The organism is Salinicola salarius (assembly GCF_002179555.1).
Classification (GTDB): Bacteria; Pseudomonadota; Gammaproteobacteria; order Pseudomonadales; family Halomonadaceae; genus Salinicola; species Salinicola salarius_A.
On the sequence record NZ_NHOU01000010.1, the window covers coordinates 61,070 to 80,858 of the forward strand.

16 protein-coding genes are annotated in these 19,789 nt (G+C 63.5%); 3 read left to right on the forward strand and 13 right to left on the reverse strand.

The window, feature by feature from the left end; all coding sequences use genetic code 11:
* Nucleotides 1-145 precede the first annotated feature (145 nt).
* On the forward strand, nucleotides 146-1,093 hold the full coding sequence (locus CCD76_RS09925; RefSeq protein ID WP_179208895.1) for a LysR family transcriptional regulator: 948 nt from the start codon (nucleotides 146-148) through the stop codon (nucleotides 1,091-1,093).
* A 6-nt stretch (nucleotides 1,094-1,099) separates the two neighbouring features.
* Here CCD76_RS09925 and epmA read toward each other — a convergent pair whose 3' ends face one another.
* Entirely contained in the window at nucleotides 1,100-2,074 is a 975-nt protein-coding gene (epmA, locus tag CCD76_RS09930) for an EF-P lysine aminoacylase EpmA (protein WP_087719361.1), read from the reverse strand.
* A 143-nt stretch (nucleotides 2,075-2,217) separates the two neighbouring features.
* On the reverse strand, nucleotides 2,218-2,784 hold the full coding sequence (efp, locus tag CCD76_RS09935; RefSeq protein WP_071231664.1) for an elongation factor P: 567 nt from the start codon (nucleotides 2,782-2,784) through the stop codon (nucleotides 2,218-2,220).
* 98 nt (nucleotides 2,785-2,882) lie between these two features.
* Here efp and epmB point away from each other — a divergent pair, with 98 nt between their 5' ends.
* Complete coding sequence (gene epmB / locus CCD76_RS09940) at nucleotides 2,883-3,926, forward strand: EF-P beta-lysylation protein EpmB (RefSeq protein ID WP_087719362.1); 1,044 nt, start codon at nucleotides 2,883-2,885, stop codon at nucleotides 3,924-3,926.
* 67 nt (nucleotides 3,927-3,993) lie between these two features.
* Here epmB and CCD76_RS09945 read toward each other — a convergent pair whose 3' ends face one another.
* Nucleotides 3,994-5,391, reverse strand: a complete 1,398-nt coding sequence (locus tag CCD76_RS09945; RefSeq protein WP_087719363.1) for an ATP-binding protein — start codon at nucleotides 5,389-5,391, stop codon at nucleotides 3,994-3,996.
* Entirely contained in the window at nucleotides 5,388-6,050 is a 663-nt protein-coding gene (locus CCD76_RS09950) for a response regulator transcription factor (RefSeq protein WP_087719364.1), read from the reverse strand. The genes CCD76_RS09945 and CCD76_RS09950 overlap by 4 nt, the downstream gene beginning before the upstream one ends.
* Before the next feature lie 252 nt (nucleotides 6,051-6,302).
* On the opposite strand from CCD76_RS09950, the gene CCD76_RS09955 reads away from it, so the two are divergent.
* Nucleotides 6,303-7,037 (forward strand): glycosyltransferase family 2 protein, encoded by a 735-nt coding sequence (locus CCD76_RS09955; RefSeq protein WP_087719365.1) that lies wholly within the window; start codon nucleotides 6,303-6,305, stop codon nucleotides 7,035-7,037.
* Between the two features lie 18 nt (nucleotides 7,038-7,055).
* On the opposite strand, the gene CCD76_RS09960 is transcribed toward CCD76_RS09955, so the two are convergent.
* The 9 genes from CCD76_RS09960 to pgi form a co-directional block, all read right to left on the reverse strand.
* The gene (locus CCD76_RS09960; RefSeq protein ID WP_087719366.1) at nucleotides 7,056-7,523 is read right to left on the reverse strand and encodes a DUF3465 domain-containing protein; all 468 of its coding nucleotides are present in this window, start codon (nucleotides 7,521-7,523) and stop codon (nucleotides 7,056-7,058) included.
* A gap of 345 nt (nucleotides 7,524-7,868) precedes the next feature.
* Nucleotides 7,869-8,213 (reverse strand): protealysin inhibitor emfourin, encoded by a 345-nt coding sequence (locus tag CCD76_RS09965; protein WP_087719367.1) that lies wholly within the window; start codon nucleotides 8,211-8,213, stop codon nucleotides 7,869-7,871.
* Entirely contained in the window at nucleotides 8,210-9,262 is a 1,053-nt protein-coding gene (locus tag CCD76_RS09970; RefSeq protein WP_087719368.1) for a M4 family metallopeptidase, read from the reverse strand. The genes CCD76_RS09965 and CCD76_RS09970 overlap by 4 nt, the downstream gene beginning before the upstream one ends.
* A 173-nt stretch (nucleotides 9,263-9,435) precedes the next feature.
* A complete protein-coding gene (locus CCD76_RS09975) occupies nucleotides 9,436-11,172 on the reverse strand; it encodes an HD domain-containing phosphohydrolase (protein WP_087719369.1) in 1,737 nt (578 codons plus the stop codon).
* Nucleotides 11,173-11,404: 232 nt separating this feature from the next.
* Nucleotides 11,405-12,616 (reverse strand): phosphoserine phosphatase SerB, encoded by a 1,212-nt coding sequence (serB, locus tag CCD76_RS09980; RefSeq protein WP_087719370.1) that lies wholly within the window; start codon nucleotides 12,614-12,616, stop codon nucleotides 11,405-11,407.
* 92 nt (nucleotides 12,617-12,708) lie between these two features.
* Nucleotides 12,709-14,961 carry a DNA topoisomerase IV subunit A gene (gene parC, locus CCD76_RS09985; protein ID WP_087719371.1) on the reverse strand — a complete coding sequence of 751 codons (2,253 nt, stop codon included), beginning with the start codon at nucleotides 14,959-14,961 and terminating at the stop codon, nucleotides 12,709-12,711.
* Nucleotides 14,962-15,282: 321 nt separating this feature from the next.
* The gene (parE, locus tag CCD76_RS09990; protein ID WP_087719372.1) at nucleotides 15,283-17,163 is read right to left on the reverse strand and encodes a DNA topoisomerase IV subunit B; all 1,881 of its coding nucleotides are present in this window, start codon (nucleotides 17,161-17,163) and stop codon (nucleotides 15,283-15,285) included.
* A 223-nt stretch (nucleotides 17,164-17,386) separates the two neighbouring features.
* Nucleotides 17,387-18,034: a YqiA/YcfP family alpha/beta fold hydrolase gene (locus CCD76_RS09995; protein WP_087719373.1), complete on the reverse strand. Its 648-nt coding sequence runs from the start codon at nucleotides 18,032-18,034 to the stop codon at nucleotides 17,387-17,389.
* Nucleotides 18,035-18,094: 60 nt separating this feature from the next.
* Nucleotides 18,095-19,744, reverse strand: a complete 1,650-nt coding sequence (pgi, locus tag CCD76_RS10000; RefSeq protein WP_087719374.1) for a glucose-6-phosphate isomerase — start codon at nucleotides 19,742-19,744, stop codon at nucleotides 18,095-18,097.
* Nucleotides 19,745-19,789 lie beyond the last annotated feature (45 nt).

The following is a 19,789-nucleotide window of genomic DNA, read 5'->3' on the forward strand; positions in this document are numbered from 1 at the left end:
GTCTATGCGGCCAACCTGAGCGACGATCGTGCTATCGAGAGTAGGCTTCGTGAAGACGAAAACAATAGTTTCGATGCATCTAAAGCGTTGCTCTAAAAGCAACGCTCAGGCAAGAATGGTCCAGAATACCTGTCGGAGGAATCATATGGCGCAGTCGGGAACGACCGAAGCACACCTCAATGTCCGCTGGCTGCACTATTTCCATGCCGCTCTCACGGCCGGTTCGATAAGAGCCGCGTCGGATCGGCTCGATGTGGAGCCTTCCGTCATCAGCCGTCAGATTCGCCAACTCGAGCAGGCTGTCGGCATGTCGCTGATCGAACGGCATGGTAGAGGCGTCAAAGCCACCGAGGCGGGGAACATTCTGCTCGACTTCTACCGGGAGCGGGACGTCGCCGAGCAGACGCTGTTCGGACAACTCGCCGAGATGGATGGCCTACAGCGCGGCCATATCAGCCTGTCGATCAGCGAGGGCTACAGCGATCAATTGATGAGCGGTGTCATGAACGATTTCTGCGCGCGTCATCCGCAGCTGACCATCGAGCTCAATCTGGCGGCCGTCAACGACGTGGTCAGGCAAGTCTACGAAGGCCAGGCGCACATCGGCGTCGCCTACGCGCCGAGACTGATACCCGGCATCACATCCGTGGCGTCCGCACGGCAACCGCTCTGCGCGGTGGTCCATCCGCTGCACCCGCTCACCCGACTCCCCCAGCCTCTGGCGCTCGATGAGGTGCTCAAATGGCCGTTGGGTCTTGCCAGCCATGGCTACGGTATTCGCCAGTTGATCGATGCCGTGGAAGTGATGAGCAAACGTCATTTCCGCCCTAGCCTGGTGAGCAACTCCCTGGCCACGCTGAAGCAGTACGTGAGTTCTGGAAACGGCGTCACCTTCATTGGCCAAGTGGCACTGCTGCACGAGATCCGCCGCCAGCAGCTCGTGGCGCTGAAGATCGATCATCCGGTGTTCGCCGAAGCGGAGACTCACGTGATCGTGCGTCAGCATCGCCCGCTGTCACCGGCCGCCAAGCAGTTGTTGACGGAAATTACGCATCTATGGCCGTTCGACGGGCAATCAGGCCTGAGCGTTTGATCTACCTCAACACCGCGGCGTAGGGAACGCCATGACCTCGGCAATCGACTCCCTGTTCAGCGCCAGTTGAATCAGGCGATCGACACCCAGCGCCACGCCGCTGCCGGCCGGCATGCCGGATTCGAGCGCGGCAATCAGGCGCTGATCCGGGGCGACGCTTGGCTTCCCCAGCGCCTCGCGTTGACGGTTGTCATCCGCGAAGCGCTCGCCCTGCTCGGCAGCGTCGGTGAGTTCGTCATAGCCGTTGGCAAGCTCGAGCCCCTGGAGATAGATCTCGAACCGCGCGGCGACTTCGACGCCATCCTCGGGATCGAGCCGCTTGCGCGCCAGCGCCGCCTGAGAGGCCGGATAGTCGACGACCGCATCGATACCGCCTCGGCCCAGTTGCGGTTCGATGACGAAGCTCATCAGCAGGTCGAGACAGCCGTCACGGTCCGCGTCATTCATCGCCAGTCCACCGACTTGCCCGGCCAGGCGACGCAGATCCGCCAGCGATGCCGTGAACGGATCGACATCGAGCGTCTCGCGAAAGAGCTCCCGATAGCCGTGCTGGCGCAAGGGGCCCGGGTCGGTCGGCAGCACTGCACGAATCAGCGCCTCGCACTCGTCGATCAATGCCGTCAGCGACAGATCCGGCCGATACCACTCGAGCATGGTGAATTCGAGATTGTGGCGCCGCCCCACTTCACCGTCGCGGAAGCTGCGCGCCAGCTGGAAGATCGGCCCGCTGCCCGCCGCCAGCAGCCGCTTCATGTGGAACTCCGGCGAGGTCTGCAGCCAAAGGTGTTCGCGACCGGCTGGCGTCGTTGCCGTCAGTGACAGAGAGTCCAGATGCGGGTCGGTACTGCCGCCGTGACCGAGAATCGGCGTCTCCACTTCCAGCACGCCTCGTTCGGAGAAGAAGTGCCGAATGGCGGTCAATAGCCTGGCACGCTCGCGCAGTGTGTCGAGACTTGCCGTGGGCTGCCAGTCGATAGACACGATTTCACCTCTATAACGGCAAAAGCCACGCTTGAGCGTGGCTAATAGAATCCGGCCATGCGGCCATCAGATACGGAGTCCTCTCCGAGCGCGCGCCTGACAAGGCGAATTTAAGCGCTGTCAGGCGCGAGCGCAGGTAGGACTCAAGCCCGGGAGACGTACTCGCCCGAGCGCGTATCGACTTTCAGCACCTCGCCCTGATTGATGAACAGCGGTACGCGAACCACGGCGCCGGAAGAGAGCGTTGCCGGCTTGGAGCCGCCCTGCGCGGTGTCACCCTTGAGGCCCGGATCGGTCTCGACCACTTCAAGCTCGAGGAAGTTGGGCGGAGAGACGGCAATGGCGTTATCGTTCCACAGCGTGACGGTATAGACGGCCTGTTCCTTGAGCCACTTCTCGACGTCGCCGATGGCCTTCTTGTCGACCGCGTACTGCTCGAAGGAGCCATCGGTCTTCATGAAGTGCCACATGTCGCCGTCGGTGTAGACGTACTCCATGTCCAGGTCCATGACGTCGGCGCCTTCCAGCGATTCACCGGACTTGAAGGTGCGTTCCCAGACGCGACCGGTGATCAGGTTGCGCAGCTTGACGCGGTTGAAAGCCTGGCCTTTGCCGGGCTTGACGAATTCGTTCTCGAGAATGTTGCACGGGTCGCCATCCAGCATGACCTTCAGGCCGCCCTTGAATTCGTTGGTAGAATAGTTCGCCATGATTCCTCACTAGTAACCGTTCGCGGGCCGTCCGCGACGAAAAACCCCATTTCCGCGCGATGCCTGACCGGCAAGCGCTCTGATTTCGAGTGGCCAGCATGATAACCCGAACCCCGATCGCTGTGCATTGCGAAGAGGTCGAACCCGAAGCGCCCGTATTCGATACACCGGGCGACTGGCAACAGCAACTGCGCGACGTGATCCGCGACCCCGCCGAGCTCTGCCGGCACCTGGGACTGGATGTCGAATGGTCGTCGGGCGCCAGACGCGGCCACGATCTGTTTCCGGTGCGCGTGCCGCTGGCCTATCTCTCGCGGATTCGCCGCGGCGATCCGAACGACCCCCTGCTGCGCCAGGTCCTGCCGCTGGGCGCGGAAGGCGATGATGTGCGGGGCTATGTCGATGATCCGCTGGAAGAGCGCGACCACACGCCCCGACCGGGACTGATCCACAAATACCCCGGCCGGGCGTTGCTGATTGCCAGTCCGACCTGTGCGATCAATTGCCGCTACTGCTTCCGCCGCCACTTCCCCTACGCCGACAACGCGCCGTCAATGCGGGAATGGGAACGGACACTGGATTACCTGCGCGCAGACGACTCGATCCAGGAAGCGATCCTTTCCGGCGGCGATCCGCTGGCCTCGCCGGATCGTCGGATGGCCGCGCTCGTCGAACGGCTGGACGCGATTCCCCATCTCAAGCGGCTGCGCATTCACACTCGCTTGCCGGTGGTGATTCCGGATCGGGTCGACGACGCGCTGCTCGAATGGCTCGGGGGCTCTCGCTTGCAGAAGGTGATGGTGCTGCATATCAATCACGCCCAGGAGATCGACGAAGCGGTGGTCGCGGCCTGCGTTCGACTCAAGGCGGCCGGCGTCACGCTGCTCAACCAGAGCGTGCTGCTGCGCGGGATCAACGACGACGTGGATACGCTAGCTGCACTCTCGGAGCGCCTGTTCGAGGCCGGGATCCTGCCCTATTACCTGCACGTGCTCGACCCGGTATCGGGCGCGGCGCATTTCGACGTGCCTGACGACGAGGCCCGCGATCTGGTGGATGCTTTGCGTCAGCGACTGGCCGGCTTCCTGATGCCGCGACTGGTCCGCGAGGTGCCCGGCGAACGGAGCAAGACACCGCTCTGAGTTCCTGGCGGGTCATCCACTCGAGGGCCGCGCCCCGGCCCTCGCCTCTCGTCTCTCGTCTCTCGCCTCACCCTATCGGCAGCGTGACATGAACGCTCAGGCCGCTGGCGACCGGCAGGGAGGTTTCGTCGAGACGGATCTCTCCGCCAAGCCGTTCGGCCAGTTCCTGAACGATCGACAGCCCCAGCCCCGACCCGCTGGTTCGCTGTCCGGCCAGGCGCACGAAGCGCTCGAATACCCGTTCGCGCTCGGCGACCGGAATCCCCGGCCCGCTGTCGGCAATCTCGATGTGCAACCGGTCTTCGGCTTGCCGCATCCGCAGGCAGACTTCGCCCCCTTCCGGGGTGTAACGCAGCGCGTTGTCCAGCAGATTGCGCAGCAGCACGTAAAGGCCGTTTTCATAGCTGACGACTTGCAGCTCAGCGGGAATCTGCTGGGTGAACTCGATCCTGCGGCCATCGACCAGCGGCTGCATGTCCCGCTGTAGCTCTCTTCCCAGCCGGGTCAGATCCACCGCCTGCCGATTCATGCCCTCACCGCTCTCGAGCCGGGAGAGTGTCAACAGCTGCTCGACGACACGGGTCATCCGGTCGACCCCATTGATGATCGAGCGGGCGCCGCGGTGGGAGCGCGCTTCGGTGGTATCCATCATCAGGTTCTGCGCGTGCACCTTGATCGCTGCCAGAGGCGTACGCAGCTCGTGGGCGGCGTTGGCGGTGAAGCGACGCTCCTTTTCCAGCGTTTCGGCCAGGCGACCGAACAGACCATTGAGCGCATCGACCATGCCGCGAATTTCATCCGGCGCCTCGCTGCCGTCGATGGGTTCCAGATAGCTCGGCTGGCGAGCAGTGATCTGGCGACTGATGCGCAGCAAGGGAGAAAAGCCACGCGCGACGACAAAGGGAATCAGCATCGCGATCAGCAGCACGCCGATCACCGGCGGCATCAGGTTGCGCAGCGCAATCTGCCAGGTCAGCTCGTCGCGCACGTCGTCACGCTGGGCGGCGCTGGCCCAGACGCCGTGGACCTCGTCATACAGCGTGAAGGTACGCCAGTCGTGGCCCTCTCCCTCGGTGTGCGCGTAGCCGGGCGCCGGAATCATCGTCTCGAGCACACCGGGCGTTCTCATGCCCAGCAAGGCATGACCCTCGTCGTCCCAGATCTGGAACCCCAGCTTCTTCTCGTAGGGATGCCCCAGCGGGGTCGGTTCGTCGGTGGGATTGTCCGGCAGCATGACGGGCTGAAGCTGCAGGTCGTGAATCATCTCCTGCGGATCCCGACCCTGATCGCCGCGATACTCGAAATAGAGCGCGACCATTGTTCGCGTCGTCTGCGCCAGTTCGGCGTCGAACAGTTCGTTGATCTGATCGCGAGTGTCGTGATAGCTCCAGAGCGCGGCCAGCGAAGTGATCAATGTCACCGATATCAGCAGAACCCGTCTGAGGTAACGACGAATCGATCTCAACCCGCGGCTCCCAGCCGATAGCCGACGTTACGCACGGTCGCCACCACGCCGCTGCCGAACTTCCGGCGCAGATGATGAACGTGGACTTCGATGACGTTGCTCTCGACCTCGGCGTCCCAGCCGTAGAGCACCTCGACCAGTTGATCGCGCGTAAACACCTGCCCTGGATGCGTCATCAGGTACGCCAGCAGGTCGTGCTCGCGGCGCCCCAGCGCCACCACCGCGTGGTCGAAGCGAATCTCGTGCGCTGCCGGGTCCAGCATCAGTCGGCCGCAGGTCACCACCGGCGACGCACGCCCGGCACTTCGCCGTACCAGTGCACGCAACCGCGCCAGCAGTTCGCCGTTGTCGAAAGGCTTGACAAGATAGTCGTCCGCCCCGCCGTCGAGCCCCCGGATACGGTCGACCACGTCGTCCCTCGCCGTGAGGATCAGCACCGGAATCTGGCTTTGCGCTTCCCGCAGCTGCTTGAGCACCTCGAAGCCATCGATGTCCGGAAGGCCCAGGTCCAGTATCAGCGCATCGAAGGTGGACCCTTCGAGAGCCTCGCAGACTCCGCGCCCCTCGGTGAGCCATTCAGGCACCATCTGTTCACGGCGCAGTACATCGACGACCCCCTCTCCCAGCAACGGATCGTCTTCAACCAGCATTACCCTCATGGCGTTCTCTCTAACTGTCGCCGATCCTGGCGAAACTCGGCTTTCAAAACGTTGCCTTAACAATACAACGACATCGCCGGATTGGTTCCCGCCCTACTGACATGACACTGTCACGTGTCAGCCGGACAATTTGAAACATAAGTGACCGCTAACACCGCAGATCACTAAGCCGGCGTTAAGAATAGGCTCTCATAGTGACGTCTCCGACAGGACGAGCAAAGTCGACGCTTTGAAAACCAACGGGATTTCATCATGCTCGAACTACCCAAGTTATCACTTGTCATCACTGTCCACGACGCCTCTCATGCGGTTAGTCGGGTCGTGGCCGAGGCATCCAGCGCACTTCGCCACGCTGCCGGCCTGGAATTCATCGTCATCGACGACGCCACCTCCGAAAGCGACGAGGATGCGCTGTCACGATTGGCAGCCAGCGATAGCCGGGTCCGGCTTTATCGCCGGGCCACGGCCATCGGCGCCGACGCGGCGCTATGGCAAGCCGGCAGGCTCGCCCGGGGAGAGTGGATCGCGACGCTCGACGCCCAGGGTCGAGACGATCCCCATGACATTCCCGAGATGCTCGGCGAGGCCCGGCATCAAGGCTTGACGCTGGTCGAGGGCATCCCGCTCGATCCGCGTTGCCGCTGGAGAAGGTCACTCTTTCGCGCATTCCGGAGCTTGGGCATCGAGCTCGCGGGCAGCGAACGGGCCGGCCTGCGTCTGATTCGTCGCGACGTGCTGGTCGCGCTGCCGTCCGTCGACCGGCTGCATCGCTTCCTCCCCCTGCTGATTCGGCGAAGCGGTGGCCACATCGGCAGTTACCGCGTCAATCTGCGCCACGGGACACAAGCTGCCCGCTCTTCGCTCTGGCATCTTCCGGCCAATCTCGCGGGGCATGCCCGCGACTGGCTGGGCATGTGGTGGCTATCGCGACGCTGGCACGCCCAGCGAATCACGGGGAAACGTCGGGTTCGCGGCTACGCTCGCTGAGGCTTCATTCGCGCCCGGTCACCGATAGCGCCGCCCCCGATGCTCCAGCCAGCCGCCGATTTCGGTGCCGTCGGGATCGTGGTGTGTCCAGTGAATGACGCCACCCTGGGCATTCCACACGTACTCGCCGCGAAAGCGTAGGTGATCGCCCGCTTCGATCCGCTCGACGCGTGGCGCGATGTCGATATTGTGGGCGACCAGCAGCGTCTGGCTGGTACCCAGCATGACGATGATCCGCTGGTGACGGCTGCCTTCCCGATCATCCGCCAGCACCCGAACGACCCGTCCTGATGCCTCGATCCAGAATCCTTCCCGATGCGTGTCGAAGGCACGCTGAAGCGTCGCCTCGGCGCTGGCGTGTTCTCCGGCATCCGGCAAAAGGTCAACGCCGGGCCGAGACGGAGGCTCGCCTCCGCCTCCCCCGTATTCAACCAGTTGGCTGGCGAGTGCTGCGATGACGATGGCAATCAGAAGCCCCACCAGCATCGTACGACGTCGCGCCTTAATGAATCTTCGTCGCATCTCTCTCGTTACCGTGAAGTCAGGGCGAGTTCAGCCCGATCTCGACGAAAGGCTGCAAGATAACACATGAAAATAGGCCCCATAGGGCCCGATGGAGGAAGATGACCATCGACGGAATGTCGATCGAAAAACTGCGGGTATCGTGTCAGCCGTATGAGCAGGAAAGCTGAAAAACGGACAAAAAGAAGCCGGACCCAATACAGGCCCGGCCTACGCTGTGCGCCCATCCTGGGCTACTAGGTCAGAGTTCGATATCCCGATAGAGTTCCGGGAAAACGCAAAAAACTCGGAACGACGATGGCTGGCCGGTTAGTCGTCACTCTCATCGAGACCCTGGGCGCCCCGTTTCCAGAGCCCGATCAATGACCTGGGCGCGGCGCTCTCCTCCAGCTCCCACTCCTTTTCGGGTCGATCGGAGGACATTTTCAGCGTCACCCGGAAGGATCGCCTGTCGGCCCCGGCCGCTGGCAAAGCGCCACGTCGATGATCGAGCTCCTCGAGCACCGCCTGGAGTCTCAGCCGCTGGCACTCGGTCAGTTCCCGGCAGTCAATCCGCCGCGGGGCGGACAAGCCGGGCGTGACCACGAAGCCGCCCTCCCGAGTGACCAGCAGCACGCTGGTCGGCTCGAGCTCGAGGCCCGCGCTGTCGTTCATGAGAGAACCCCTACCTCGACCCAGGCCCGATTGACGGCCTGCATGACCTCGCTGTCGTTGCCGAAGCGTTTCGCCGCACAGTCGACCGTAAGCTGGGCGAACTGGGCGAAATTGCCATCGCGCTGCAGGCGCGGATCGGTGAGCGCGTCGAACCAGACCGGACCCGCCTTCTCCCAGGCAAATCCACCCAGCCCCGTCGCCGCGAGAAAGAAAGCACGGTTAGGAATCCCGGAATTGATATGCACGCCGCCGTTGTCCGAGGACGTGCACACGAAATCGTCCATATGGCCCGGCTGAGGGTCCTTGCCGAGCACGGGGTCGTCATAGGCGCTGCCCGGATTGGCCATCGAGCGCAGCGCGAGGCCGTTGACGCGATCGGTGAGCAGCCCTTCCCCGATCAGCCAGTCGGCTTCCTCCACGCTCTGCTCGAAGTGGTGCTGCTTGACCATGGCACCGAAGACATCCGCCAGGGATTCGTTGAGCGCCCCCGACTGATCGGCATAGACGAGGCCGGCCTCGCGCTCGATGACGCCGTGGGTCAATTCATGGGCGACGACGTCGAGCGCGGCAGTGAAACGGTTGAACAGTTCGCCGTCGCCATCACCGAATACCATCTGGGCTCCGTTCCAGAAGGCGTTGTCGTAGTCTTCGCCATAGTGCACCGTCCCCAGCAAGGCCATGCCCTCGCCATCGATGGAGTCGCGCTCGAAGACCTGCCAGTAGAAAAGGTAGGTGGCACCCAGCCACCGGTAGGCTTCGTCGACGGCGACATCGCCGCTATCCGGCTCATCCTCCTGGCGAACCAGGTCGCCAGGTAGAGTCTGCTGATTGCCTGCCGAGTAGATATAGCGCGCGATCTCGCCAGGCCGGCTGCCATCCGCGGGTCGCGCCGCCGGCGCTGCCGCATTGCGCAACCGGAATTGTGCATCGGCCTGCAGGGTCAGCCGCGCGCACTGCTGTAGCCTCGCGTTGCCATGCGACATGATGCGTTCGAGAACATGGGGCGGCATGAAGCCCGCGAAAGGCGTGGAACCGTCCAATCCAGCCATGCGATCACCTCCTGTGCGTCAAAGCCTAGACCTCACAGTGTGGTTCAATCTTTCTTGTATGACCGCTACCCAATGTTCGTTTTTGTCAAAAAATGCCAAGTCAACAGACTCGAGATCCCCCGGCACTCCACACGACTCTTCAGTCAGGCGGCCGGATTCAACGATCGATCAGGTCAACTTGTCGAGGCGCCACCACTCCGCGACAAGCCATAATCGCCGGGCCTGGCCACGCCTTCCAACTGACCGAGCTGATCGAGATCGTGTCGTCCCAGCACCAGATCGAGACGACGCTGCCGGCTATTGGCATTGAGCACCATATGGACCTGCGAGGGCCGTCCTTTGGCATCCAGACGTTGAACCCAGGCCAGAGCGCCGCTCGAATATCGCACCAGCGAGCCTATTGGCGCGACGCCGAAGACACGCACGTAGCGTTGAGCCCAGACATTGTCGAAGAGCGCGGCGTTCCCCAGCACATGGCGATAAGCATTGACCAGGGGCCAGGCGTCGCGGTCCGCGCGCGGGCGCGTCAGCGCATCGATGACATCGACCACTGCCACCATCCGACCCAGATCATCGATCGCCTCGGCGCGCAGCCCGCGAGGATAGCCGCTGCCGTCGAGCCGTTCGTTGATCTGTTCGACCACCGACGTGGCGACATCCGTCGAAAGCCAGCGACAATCGGCCAGCCGCTCGCTGATCAGTTGGACATGCCCCGGCAATAGCGCCCGCTGGGCGTCGCTCAACGGGACGCGGCTCTCGAGCAGCGTGGCAGGCAACGACGCCTTGCCGAGATCGTGGATCAGGGCGCTGGCCGCGATCGCCTTGAGGGTACTGTCGTCGTAGCCCTGCCGGCGCGCCAGATCGACGGCACGAACCGCGACCGCCAGCGCATGCTGGACCTGGACCGGTTCGTTCTCGAGATATCCCAGCGCATAGAGCAGCGATTCCCGACTTTGCGCGCCAAGCGACAGCAGCGTGTCCGCATGTCGGGACAGCAAAGATGAGGCAATCAGGCCACCATTCTGAAGCTGCAGGCTCTGCGCGTTCAGATAGTCGGCGATCTTCCGCAGTCGCCGGACGACCGTATTGTCAGCGCCCGCGACTGGCGCCGGGGTGGTTAGGATCGACTTGACCGGTTGCGGCCGGCGCCCCTGCGGCAGCATGAACAGCGAAGAAGGCTCGAGCGGCTTGTCGCTGATCGACGTCTTGCGCGCACTCTCGCGTTCGATTTCCTTGACGCAGTGCCAGAGTTGTCGCTCGCTATCGATCGGCAACTCATCGAACTCGCAGCCGATCAGCGCCATGGTCCAGTCGTCATCGGTGCGTACATGACGGATATGCCCCTTGAGCTTGAGACGCTGTCGATTGGGGAAGCGTAGCTCGAGAGTCTCGATCGGCTGGTCAGGAGTCAGCGCCACGGCATCCACCAGACGCATGGCGAGAAGGCAGCCGCCCAGCGAGAGATTGCGGATTTCGGTATCGATGATAGGCCCATCCTCCGTCAGGGTGAGACGCGTCTCGACGCCCATCTCGGCCCGCAGCGGGGCGCGAAAGGTACCGCGCCGGTGAATGGTGCTGATGTATTCGGGGTAGGTGCAGCGAAACTGTATCCGCTGCGCATCTTCCAGGGGCTCGATCACCGTGAGCGGCGCGGTGCGAACCAGCGCTCCGTTGACATGACCGATGAGATGAAACTCGCCCCCCCGAGTGAGCGACTTCGCCAGCGCCGGCACCGCGGACACGTCGATGACCAGCGCCTGACCGATGACGACGTGATCCAGTATTACCGGCCAGGAAGTGCTACCGGCAGCGTCGAACGCCAGATTCGCGCCACCCTGAAGGCATAGTGGCTCGAGCCACTCCCATATGGCTTTAGCTTGGTGGATATCCGTGGAAGCAGAGTCGGTCATGAGTTTTCGATAATGCGTGGTCGATGACAAACGGCGAATGACAAAGCGCTGATGGCCAAAGGATCAATGGCGAAGAGCCAATGATAAAGCAGTCAGGCGTGGCCGCGTCACGGCCGGCGAGCAAGCAGTGTAACTTTTCGTTGCTGTCAAACAAAATAATTCAACCTCAACCGACTGACCCCCGGGAAACCCGGGAGTCCGCTCGGTCGGCGTGCCGGCCGTGGCCCCCCGCTCAATCTTCCGCCAAGGCCGCCAGATCGGATTCCGAATAGCCCAGCAGGTACAGAAGCCCATCGAGACCGCAGGCCGAAACCGATTGCTGCGCCTGCTGACGCACCAAGGGTTTGGCATGGTACGCCACGCCCATGCCGGCGACCGCCAGCATCTTGAGATCGTTGGCGCCATCGCCAACCGCCACGGTCTGGGCCAGATCCCAGCCTTCCCGTTCGGCGATCTGCCTGAGCATCATCGCCTTGCGGTCGGCATCGACGATCGGCTCCTGAACCTCGCCAGAGACCTTGCCGTCGCGAATGATCAGCTCGTTGGCGTGAATTTCGTCGAAACCCAGCCGTTCCTGCAGGTAACGAGCGAAATAGGTAAAGCCGCCGGAGAGAATCGCGGTCCGATAACCCAGGTGCTTGAGATAACGCATCAATCGCTCCAGCCCCGGCATCAGCGGTAACGATTCGGCAATTTCCGCCAGCACCGACTCGTCGAGGCCTTCCAGCTTGCGCATGCGCTCGCGAAAGCTCTGCTGGAAGTCAAGTTCGCCCCGCATGGCACGCTCGGTTATCGCGGCGACCTCGTCATACACGCCATGACGCCGCGCCAGTTCGTCGATGACTTCCGCCTGGATCAGCGTCGAATCCATGTCGAAGCAGACCAGCCGGCGGTGCCGTCGCCACAGATTCGCCGGCTGCAACGCGACATCGACTCCGAAGCGATCGCTCAGCGCCAGGATCTTCTCACGCAGGGACGCGGAATCGGCCACCGCGCCGCTGAGCCGCCATTCGAGGCAGGCACCGGCCGACGAGTCGGCCGTGTCGAGCTGGCAGCCGGCCGACAGCCGCTTCACCCGCTCGATGATCAGGCCCTGCTCGGCCGTCAGCGCCCCGACTTCCGCCATCACCTCCGCAGAGAGCGACGGTGCCATCAAGGTCAGTACCCAGCGGGCGTCCTTGGCGACATCCCTCCACAGCGCCTCGCTTTCAGAGGACACCTTCTCGACACGGCAATCCAGCCCGAACACGTCGCCGGCCGACGGCAGCAGCGCGCCAAGATCGTCGGCGGTCTCGACCAAAGCCTCCAGCGTCACTTCGCCGAAGGCGACATGCTGGCTCAGGTCCAGCAGACGACAATTGGCGCTGACCAGCGCCGTGCCCAGTGCAGCCGTCTGGCCGGGCCGTGCAGGCCCGGTGGCTCGCACCACGAAACGTTGTGACATCTTTTCCCCACGTGGCGCCGTAACGCCCTCTCTTTATCGATTGATCCGGCCCTGGCCCTCGGGCTGGAGGGCTGGGCTGACCGAGCCGCCGCTCAGGACTCGACCTCGAGCCTGTCGACCTTCTGGAATCCTCGCGCCAGCTTGCTGCCGCGACGGCCACGTTCGCCAGTGTAGTATTCGAGATCCGCCGCCTTCAGCGTCTGCTTGCGCTTACCGGCGTGCACGATCAACGACGCTCCTTCAGGCAGCAGTACCAGGTCGCGCACGAACTCCTCCCGTCTCGCGGCCTTGGCCCCCGGAATGTCGATCATCTTGTTGCCCTTGCCTTTTGCCATCTCCGGCAACTGCGACAGCGCGAAGACCAGCAGACGCCCCTCGTTGGAGACGGTCGCCACCCGCACGCCGTCGCCCTCCGGAATCGCCTTGGGTGGCATCACGTTGCACCCCTTGGGCACCGAAAGCACCGACTTGCCGGCCTTGTTCTTGCCGAGAAGATCCTCGACCCTGGCCACGAAACCGTAGCCGCCATCAGAGGCCAGCAGGTAGCGCGCGCTGGGTACGTCCAGCATCAGCCCGACCATGCTCGAGCCGGCCGGCGGGTTGATTCGCCCGGTCACCGGCTCGCCCTGGCCGCGAGCCGAGGGCAGGTTGTGAGCCGTCATCGTGTAGGCCCGACCGCTGTCATCGAGCAACACCAGCGGCTGGTTGGTCTTCCCTCGTGCTGCCAGGTGGAAGCTGTCGCCCGACTTGTAGGAGAGTCCGGCAGGATCGATATCGTGTCCCCGCGCCGCGCGAATCCACCCTTTCTCGGACAGCACCACGGTCACCGGATCGGCGCCCACCAGTTCGACCTCGGAAAGCGCCCTGGCTTCGGCACGCTCCACCAGCGGCGAGCGGCGGGCATCGCCGTAGGCCTCGGCCGCTTCACGCAGCTCCTTCTCGACGAGATCGGTCATCGCCGCCTCGGAGCTCAGCAGCTTCTGGAGCTGTTTGCGTTCCGCTTCCAGCTCATCCTGCTCGCCGCGAATCTTCATCTCCTCGAGCTTGGCGAGGTGACGCAGACGCAGCTCGAGAATCGCTTCGGCCTGGCGCTCGGTGATGCCGAACGCGTTCATCAAAGCCGGCTTGGGTTCATCCTCCTCGCGGATGATGCGGATCACCTCGTCGATGTTGAGATAAGCGACCAGCAGACCTTCGAGCAGGTGCAGACGATCCTCGACCTTGCCGAGACGGTGCTCCAGGCGCCGGCGCACGGTGGCACGGCGGAACGTCAGCCATTCGCCGAGCATGTCGTTGAGCGGCATCACCCGCGGCCGGCCGTCGAGCGCGATCACGTTGAGATTGACGCGAACGTTCTTCTCGAGGTCGGTGGTGGCGAACAGGTGCGCCATCAGCCCCTCGACATCGATACGGTTGGAACGCGGCTCGATCACCAGGCGCGTCGGTGTCTCATGGGTCGACTCGTCTCGCAGATCCGCCACCATCGGCAACTTCTTGGCCTGCATCTGGGCGGCGATCTGCTCGAGTACCTTGGCCCCGCTGACCTGATACGGCACCGCGGTGATCACGATGTTGCCATCCTCGCGCTCGTAACGGGAACGCAGCTTGACCGAGCCGCGGCCGGACTCGTAGAGCTTGCGCAGATCGGCCGCCGGCGAAATGATCTCGGCATCCGTCGGGAAATCCGGTGCCGGCAGATGCTGCATCAGATCCGCGACGCTGGCCTGCGGATGACGCAGCAGATGGCAGGTCGCCTCGACCACCTCCACCACGTTGTGCGGCGGGATATCGGTCGCCATGCCGACGGCGATGCCCGTGCCGCCGTTGAGCAGCACGTGAGGAAGCCGCGACGGCAGCACCGCCGGCTCGTTCATGGTGCCGTCGAAGTTGGGCGTCCAGTCGACGGTGCCCTGCCCCAGCTCCGCCAGCAGCGTCTCGGAGAAACGCGACAGCCGGGCTTCGGTATAGCGCATGGCGGCGAACGACTTGGGATCGTCCGGGCTACCCCAGTTGCCCTGGCCGTCGACCAGCGGGTAACGGTAGCTGAACGGCTGCGCCATCAGCACCATCGCCTCGTAGCAGGCGCTGTCGCCGTGAGGGTGGAACTTGCCCAGCACGTCGCCGACGGTACGCGCCGACTTCTTGTACTTGGCATTGGCATTGAGCGACAGCTCGCGCATGGCATAGACGATGCGCCGCTGAACCGGCTTCATGCCGTCGCCGATATGCGGCAACGCGCGATCGAGAATCACGTACATCGAATAATCGAGATACGCCTTCTCGGTGTACTCCTTGAGCGAAAGGCGTTCGACATCGCCCTCCGCTACCTGAATATCCATGGTCATTATTGCCCCTTAGGAAAGTGGCTGCGCTCGCTCAGGCGTTGTTAAAAATCGTCTCAAAGTGCTCATTTACACCCTGTAAACTCCGCTTTTTCGACGATTTTTGCCTAGCCTGAGCTTCGCTCGCCGACTTTCTACCTTGCCGGTATCTTCTAACGATCTTCATTACCCGAGGAGCCGCTTCGAGCGGCGCGATAACGTCCTGGACATCGCCGAGCGTGGCTCAGACAAGGCGAACGATGAGCGACGACGCGCAGTTGACTGGGGTGTCAATGAGCATTCGGCGCTCATCGTTCAACGTCGTATGAGCCTCGCGCAGGCATGTCAGACCTCGATCTCGGCGAGATTGCCGTAATCTTCCAACCAACTCTTGCGATCGGCGGCCCGCTTGCGCGCCAGCAGCATGTCCATCATCTCCAGCGTGCCGTCGTCGAGTTCGCGAGTGAGCTGGACCAGCCGTCGGGTGTCCACGGCCATGGTGGTCTCGCGCAGCTGCAGCGGGCTCATCTCGCCCAGCCCCTTGAAGCGCTGGACGTTGGGCGTGCCGCGCTTGCCTTCGAGGCGCTTGAGCGTCGCGGCCTTCTCGCTCTCGTCGAGGGCGTAGAAGACTTCCTTGCCCAGGTCGATGCGATAAAGCGGCGGCATGGCGACGAAGACGTGGCCAGCATCGACCAGCGCCGGGAAGTGGCGCACGAACAGCGCACACAGCAGCGTGGCGATGTGGAGACCGTCGGAGTCGGCGTCGGCGAGAATGCAGACCTTGTGGTAGCGCAGCTTGGAGAGATCGTCGCTGCCCGGATCGAGACCGATCGCCACGGCGATATCGTGCACTTCCTGCGAGCTGTAGATATCGGCGGATTCGACTTCCCAGGTGTTGAGGATCTTGCCGCGCAGCGGCAGGATCGCCTGGGTTTCGCGGTTTCTTGCCTGCTTGGCACTGCCGCCGGCGGAGTCCCCCTCGACCAGGAACAGTTCGCTCGACACCGGATCCTGGCCGGAGCAGTCGGCCAGCTTGCCGGGCAGCGCCGGCCCCGAGGTGACCTTCTTGCGCGCGACCTTCTTGGCGCTCTTCTGGCGCCGCTGGGCGGCGCTGATCACCAGTTCGGCCAGCTGTTCGGCCTGGTCGACATGGTGGTTGAGCCACAGCGAGAAGGCGTCCTTGACCACGCCGGAGACGAAGCCCGCCACCGTGCGTGACGACAGCCGCTCCTTGGTCTGCCCGGCGAATTGCGGGTCGAGCATCTTGATCGAGAGCACGAACGATACCTTCTCCCACAGATCCTCCGGCGACAGCTTGACCCCGCGGGGCAGCAGGCTGCGGTATTCGCAGAACTCGCGTACCGCTTCGAGCAGGCCGCTGCGGAAGCCGTTGACGTGGGTACCGCCGAGCGGCGTGGGAATCAGGTTGACATAGGATTCCAGGACCGGCTCGCCGCCTTCCGGCAGCCACTGAATGGCCCAGTCGACGCCCTGCTCCTCGTCCTCGAAGTGGCCGGTGAACGGCGATGCCGGCAGCACGTCGAAACCGTCGACTGCCTGGGCCAGATAGTCCCGCAGGCCGTCTTCGTACTGCCAGACGCTTTCCGCGCCATCGGTTTCCTTGAGCACCACCTTGAGGCCGGGGCAGAGCACCGCCTTGGCGCGCATCAGGTGTTTCAGCTTCGGCAGTGACAGCCTGGGGCTGTCGAAGTATTCCGCCTCCGGCCAAAAACGCACCACCGTTCCCGTGGCACGCTTGGCACAGCTGCCGATGATCGAGAGTTCCTCGGCCTTCTCTCCCTTCTCGAAGGCGATGCCGTAGCGATTGCCCTCGCGGCACACCTCGACCTCGAGCCGCGTCGACAGCGCGTTGACCACCGATACGCCGACCCCATGCAGGCCGCCGGAAAAGCGGTAGCTGGACTGGGAGAACTTGCCGCCGGCGTGCAGCCGGGTGAGGATCAGCTCGACCCCGGTCACGCCATGTTCGGGATGCACGTCGATCGGCATGCCCCGGCCGTCGTCGGAAACCTCGATGCCCCCGTTGTCCAACAGAACGACGCGAATCTCGCGAGCGTGCCCTGCCAGGGCCTCATCGACGCTGTTGTCGATGACTTCCTGCACCAGGTGGTTGGGACGGGAGGTGTCGGTGTACATGCCCGGCCGCTTGCGGACCGGATCGAGGCCGGAAAGCACCTCGATGGAACTGGCGCTGTATTGCGTCATGCAGGGTCTCGCCACGTTTGTAAGATCAAAGTCACAGGGTCACAGTTGCATGGCCGAAGTTGCAGGGTCGAGAGCGCCACATCGTCGCAGCGTGCCTCTCTCGGGCAAGGCCGATCAGTGAACGAGCGTCAGCGTCTCCACCCCATGCAGGCTGGCGACGATGATACACCCTACTGGTCAAATCTACAGTATCGCGTTACCGCCCGAGGTTGGCGCGATGCGCTCAAGACAGCACGAGGGATCTCGGCACGTGCCAGCCGCCGTGAGCGAAGAGCGCCGGCAGATACTCGGGCAGCACATCGAAGCCATGGTCGCCGCCGGGGTGGATCAGGATGCGACTGCCGGCATAAGCTCGCAGCGCGTCGCGGCAATCCAGCGTCTCGTCCGCGCTGCCGAGCAGCAGAAGGTAGCGCGCGGGATGGACGATGCGTTCCCACTGCAGCGCGGTCAATTGATCGAAATAACTATCGTCGATCGTGAACTGCTCGCCGGAGGCGTCGTTGAGCAACGTCTGCCCCAGGTAATCGGCCACGAAGCGGGCGGGCTGAACCGCCGGATTGATCAGCACGGCCCGCAGACCATAGCGCTCCGCCAGCAGGGTGGCCAGGAAGCCGCCCATGGAGCTGCCGACCAGCAGCGTACCTTCATGGCCCAGCGACTCGAGCGCCGCTTCGGCCTGCCGCCAGGCCAGGTCCGGCCGGTGCGACAGGTCCGGGGTCAGACACGCGAACGGGCGACCCTCGTGTCGGGCCAGCACCTCGCAGGCCGCCTTGACCAGCCGGGCCTTGGGCGAAGCGCTGCTGCTGTTGAAGCCATGCAGGTACAGCAGCGCCCTGGCCGGTCTCGCTATCGAAAGCGACTCGCTCGACATGGCTCCCTCACCTGGCTCGCTGGACATCCGAGCCCCCGGCGCTTTCGCGACACCGGCCGGTCACCAGGACTTCTGTCCCTTCCAGATCGCCTGGATCAGCCCGCGGCTGGAGTCGTCGAGCGTCTCCAGACCATTCTGCGTGGCAATGATCTCTTCGGTCTCGGTGGCGATCTTCTTGCCCAGCTCGACACCCCACTGGTCGAACGAGTCGATGTCCCAGATCACGCCCTGCACGAACACCTTGTGCTCGTAGAGCGCGATCAGGGCACCCAGCGTGGCCGGGTTGAGGCTGTCGAACATCAGCGTGGAAGAGGGCTGGTTGCCGCGATAACGCTTGTAGCTGGGCGGCGTGCTCTCGGACTTCACCGCGTCGTCGCCGAGCATCAGTACGCGGGACTGAGCGAAGCAGTTCGCCAGCGCCAGCCGGTGCTGGGCCATCAGGTCGTCACGGAAGCGTTCGTCCTCGACATCGTTGTAGCGATTGACCGGCGCGATGAAGTCGCACGCCACCGGCTGCGTGCCCTGGTGCAGCAACTGGTAGAACGCATGCTGGCCGTTGGGGCCGATCTCGCCCCAGATCACCGGGCAGGTGGAATAGTCGACCACGTCATCATTGTTGGTGACGGACTTGCCGTTGGATTCCATCTCGAGCTGCTGGAAGTACCCTGGCAGGTGCTTGAGGCGCCCATCGTACGGCAACACCGCGTGGGAGCGGATATCGAGGAAGTTGACGTTCCATATGCCGATCAGTCCCAGCTGCACCGGCAGGTTCTCGGCCAGATCGGCGGTACGGAAGTGCTCGTCCATGGCGTGGGCGCCCGCCAGCAGCTGACGGAAGTTGTCCATGCCGACACGAATGGCGATGGGCAACCCGATGGCGCTCCACAGCGAGTAGCGACCGCCGACCCAGTCCCAGAACAGCAGCTGATTGCCCGGATCGATGCCCCACTCGGTCATCTTCTCGGGTTTGGTGGAAACACCAACGAAGTGGAAACGCTTGATCAGCGCTTCGTCGCCGCCCAAGCGTGTCGCGATCCAGTCGAGTGCGGTGGAAGCGTTCGACAGCGTGTCGATGGTGCCGAAGGACTTCGACGACAGGATGAACATCGTGGTTTCAGGGTTGAGCCAGCTCAGGAAGTCGGCCAGCTGCGAGCCGTCCATGGTCGACGCGAAGTGAGTCGACACCTCGAAGACATCATCGGGCTCGAAATCGGTCAGTGCGGACGTGACCATCAGCGGACCCAGGTCCGAACCGCCGACGCCGAGGTTGACCACATCGGTGATCGGCTTGCCGGTCGCGCCGCGCCATTGACCGTTCAGCAGCTTGTTGACCAGCGTTTCCATCTTGTCGAGGGTGGCATGCACTTCGCCAACCACATCGACGCCTTCGACCTCGAGCCTGGCATCCCGCGGCAGACGCAATGCGGTATGCAGCGCCGGGCGGTCCTCGGTGTGGTTGACCCGCTCCCCCGAGAGCAGGCGTTGCACCGCCTCGGGCACGCCGGCTTCCCGCGCCAGCGAGAGCAACTGCTCCCGGACTTCCGTCGTCCAGCGCTGCTTGGACAGATCCATCTGGATGCCGGCGGCTTCCAGATAGAACGTCTCGAAGCGCGGCGACTGCTGGAACAGGGTCTTCAGATGAACCTCCCGCATCCCCCCTTCGAGCTGCTGCTCGAGCGCTTTCCATGCCTGGGTCTCACGAATCGACATCTAATGCTCTCCTTGTCACGTGCAGCGAAGAGGCGCAAAACGTAC

Coding starts and splice junctions, on each gene's coding strand:
- CCD76_RS09925 (WP_179208895.1), top strand. CDS start 146: ATGGCGCAGTCGGGAACGACCGAAGCACACCTCAATGTCCGCTGGCTG.
- efp (WP_071231664.1), bottom strand. CDS start 2,784: ATGGCGAACTATTCTACCAACGAATTCAAGGGCGGCCTGAAGGTCATG.
- epmB (WP_087719362.1), top strand. CDS start 2,883: ATGATAACCCGAACCCCGATCGCTGTGCATTGCGAAGAGGTCGAACCC.
- CCD76_RS09950 (WP_087719364.1), bottom strand. CDS start 6,050: ATGAGGGTAATGCTGGTTGAAGACGATCCGTTGCTGGGAGAGGGGGTC.
- CCD76_RS09955 (WP_087719365.1), top strand. CDS start 6,303: ATGCTCGAACTACCCAAGTTATCACTTGTCATCACTGTCCACGACGCC.
- CCD76_RS09960 (WP_087719366.1), bottom strand. CDS start 7,523: ATGCTGGTGGGGCTTCTGATTGCCATCGTCATCGCAGCACTCGCCAGC.
- CCD76_RS09965 (WP_087719367.1), bottom strand. CDS start 8,213: ATGAACGACAGCGCGGGCCTCGAGCTCGAGCCGACCAGCGTGCTGCTG.
- CCD76_RS09970 (WP_087719368.1), bottom strand. CDS start 9,262: ATGGCTGGATTGGACGGTTCCACGCCTTTCGCGGGCTTCATGCCGCCC.
- CCD76_RS09975 (WP_087719369.1), bottom strand. CDS start 11,172: ATGACCGACTCTGCTTCCACGGATATCCACCAAGCTAAAGCCATATGG.
- serB (WP_087719370.1), bottom strand. CDS start 12,616: ATGTCACAACGTTTCGTGGTGCGAGCCACCGGGCCTGCACGGCCCGGC.
- parC (WP_087719371.1), bottom strand. CDS start 14,961: ATGACCATGGATATTCAGGTAGCGGAGGGCGATGTCGAACGCCTTTCG.
- parE (WP_087719372.1), bottom strand. CDS start 17,163: ATGACGCAATACAGCGCCAGTTCCATCGAGGTGCTTTCCGGCCTCGAT.
- CCD76_RS09995 (WP_087719373.1), bottom strand. CDS start 18,034: ATGTCGAGCGAGTCGCTTTCGATAGCGAGACCGGCCAGGGCGCTGCTG.
- pgi (WP_087719374.1), bottom strand. CDS start 19,744: ATGTCGATTCGTGAGACCCAGGCATGGAAAGCGCTCGAGCAGCAGCTC.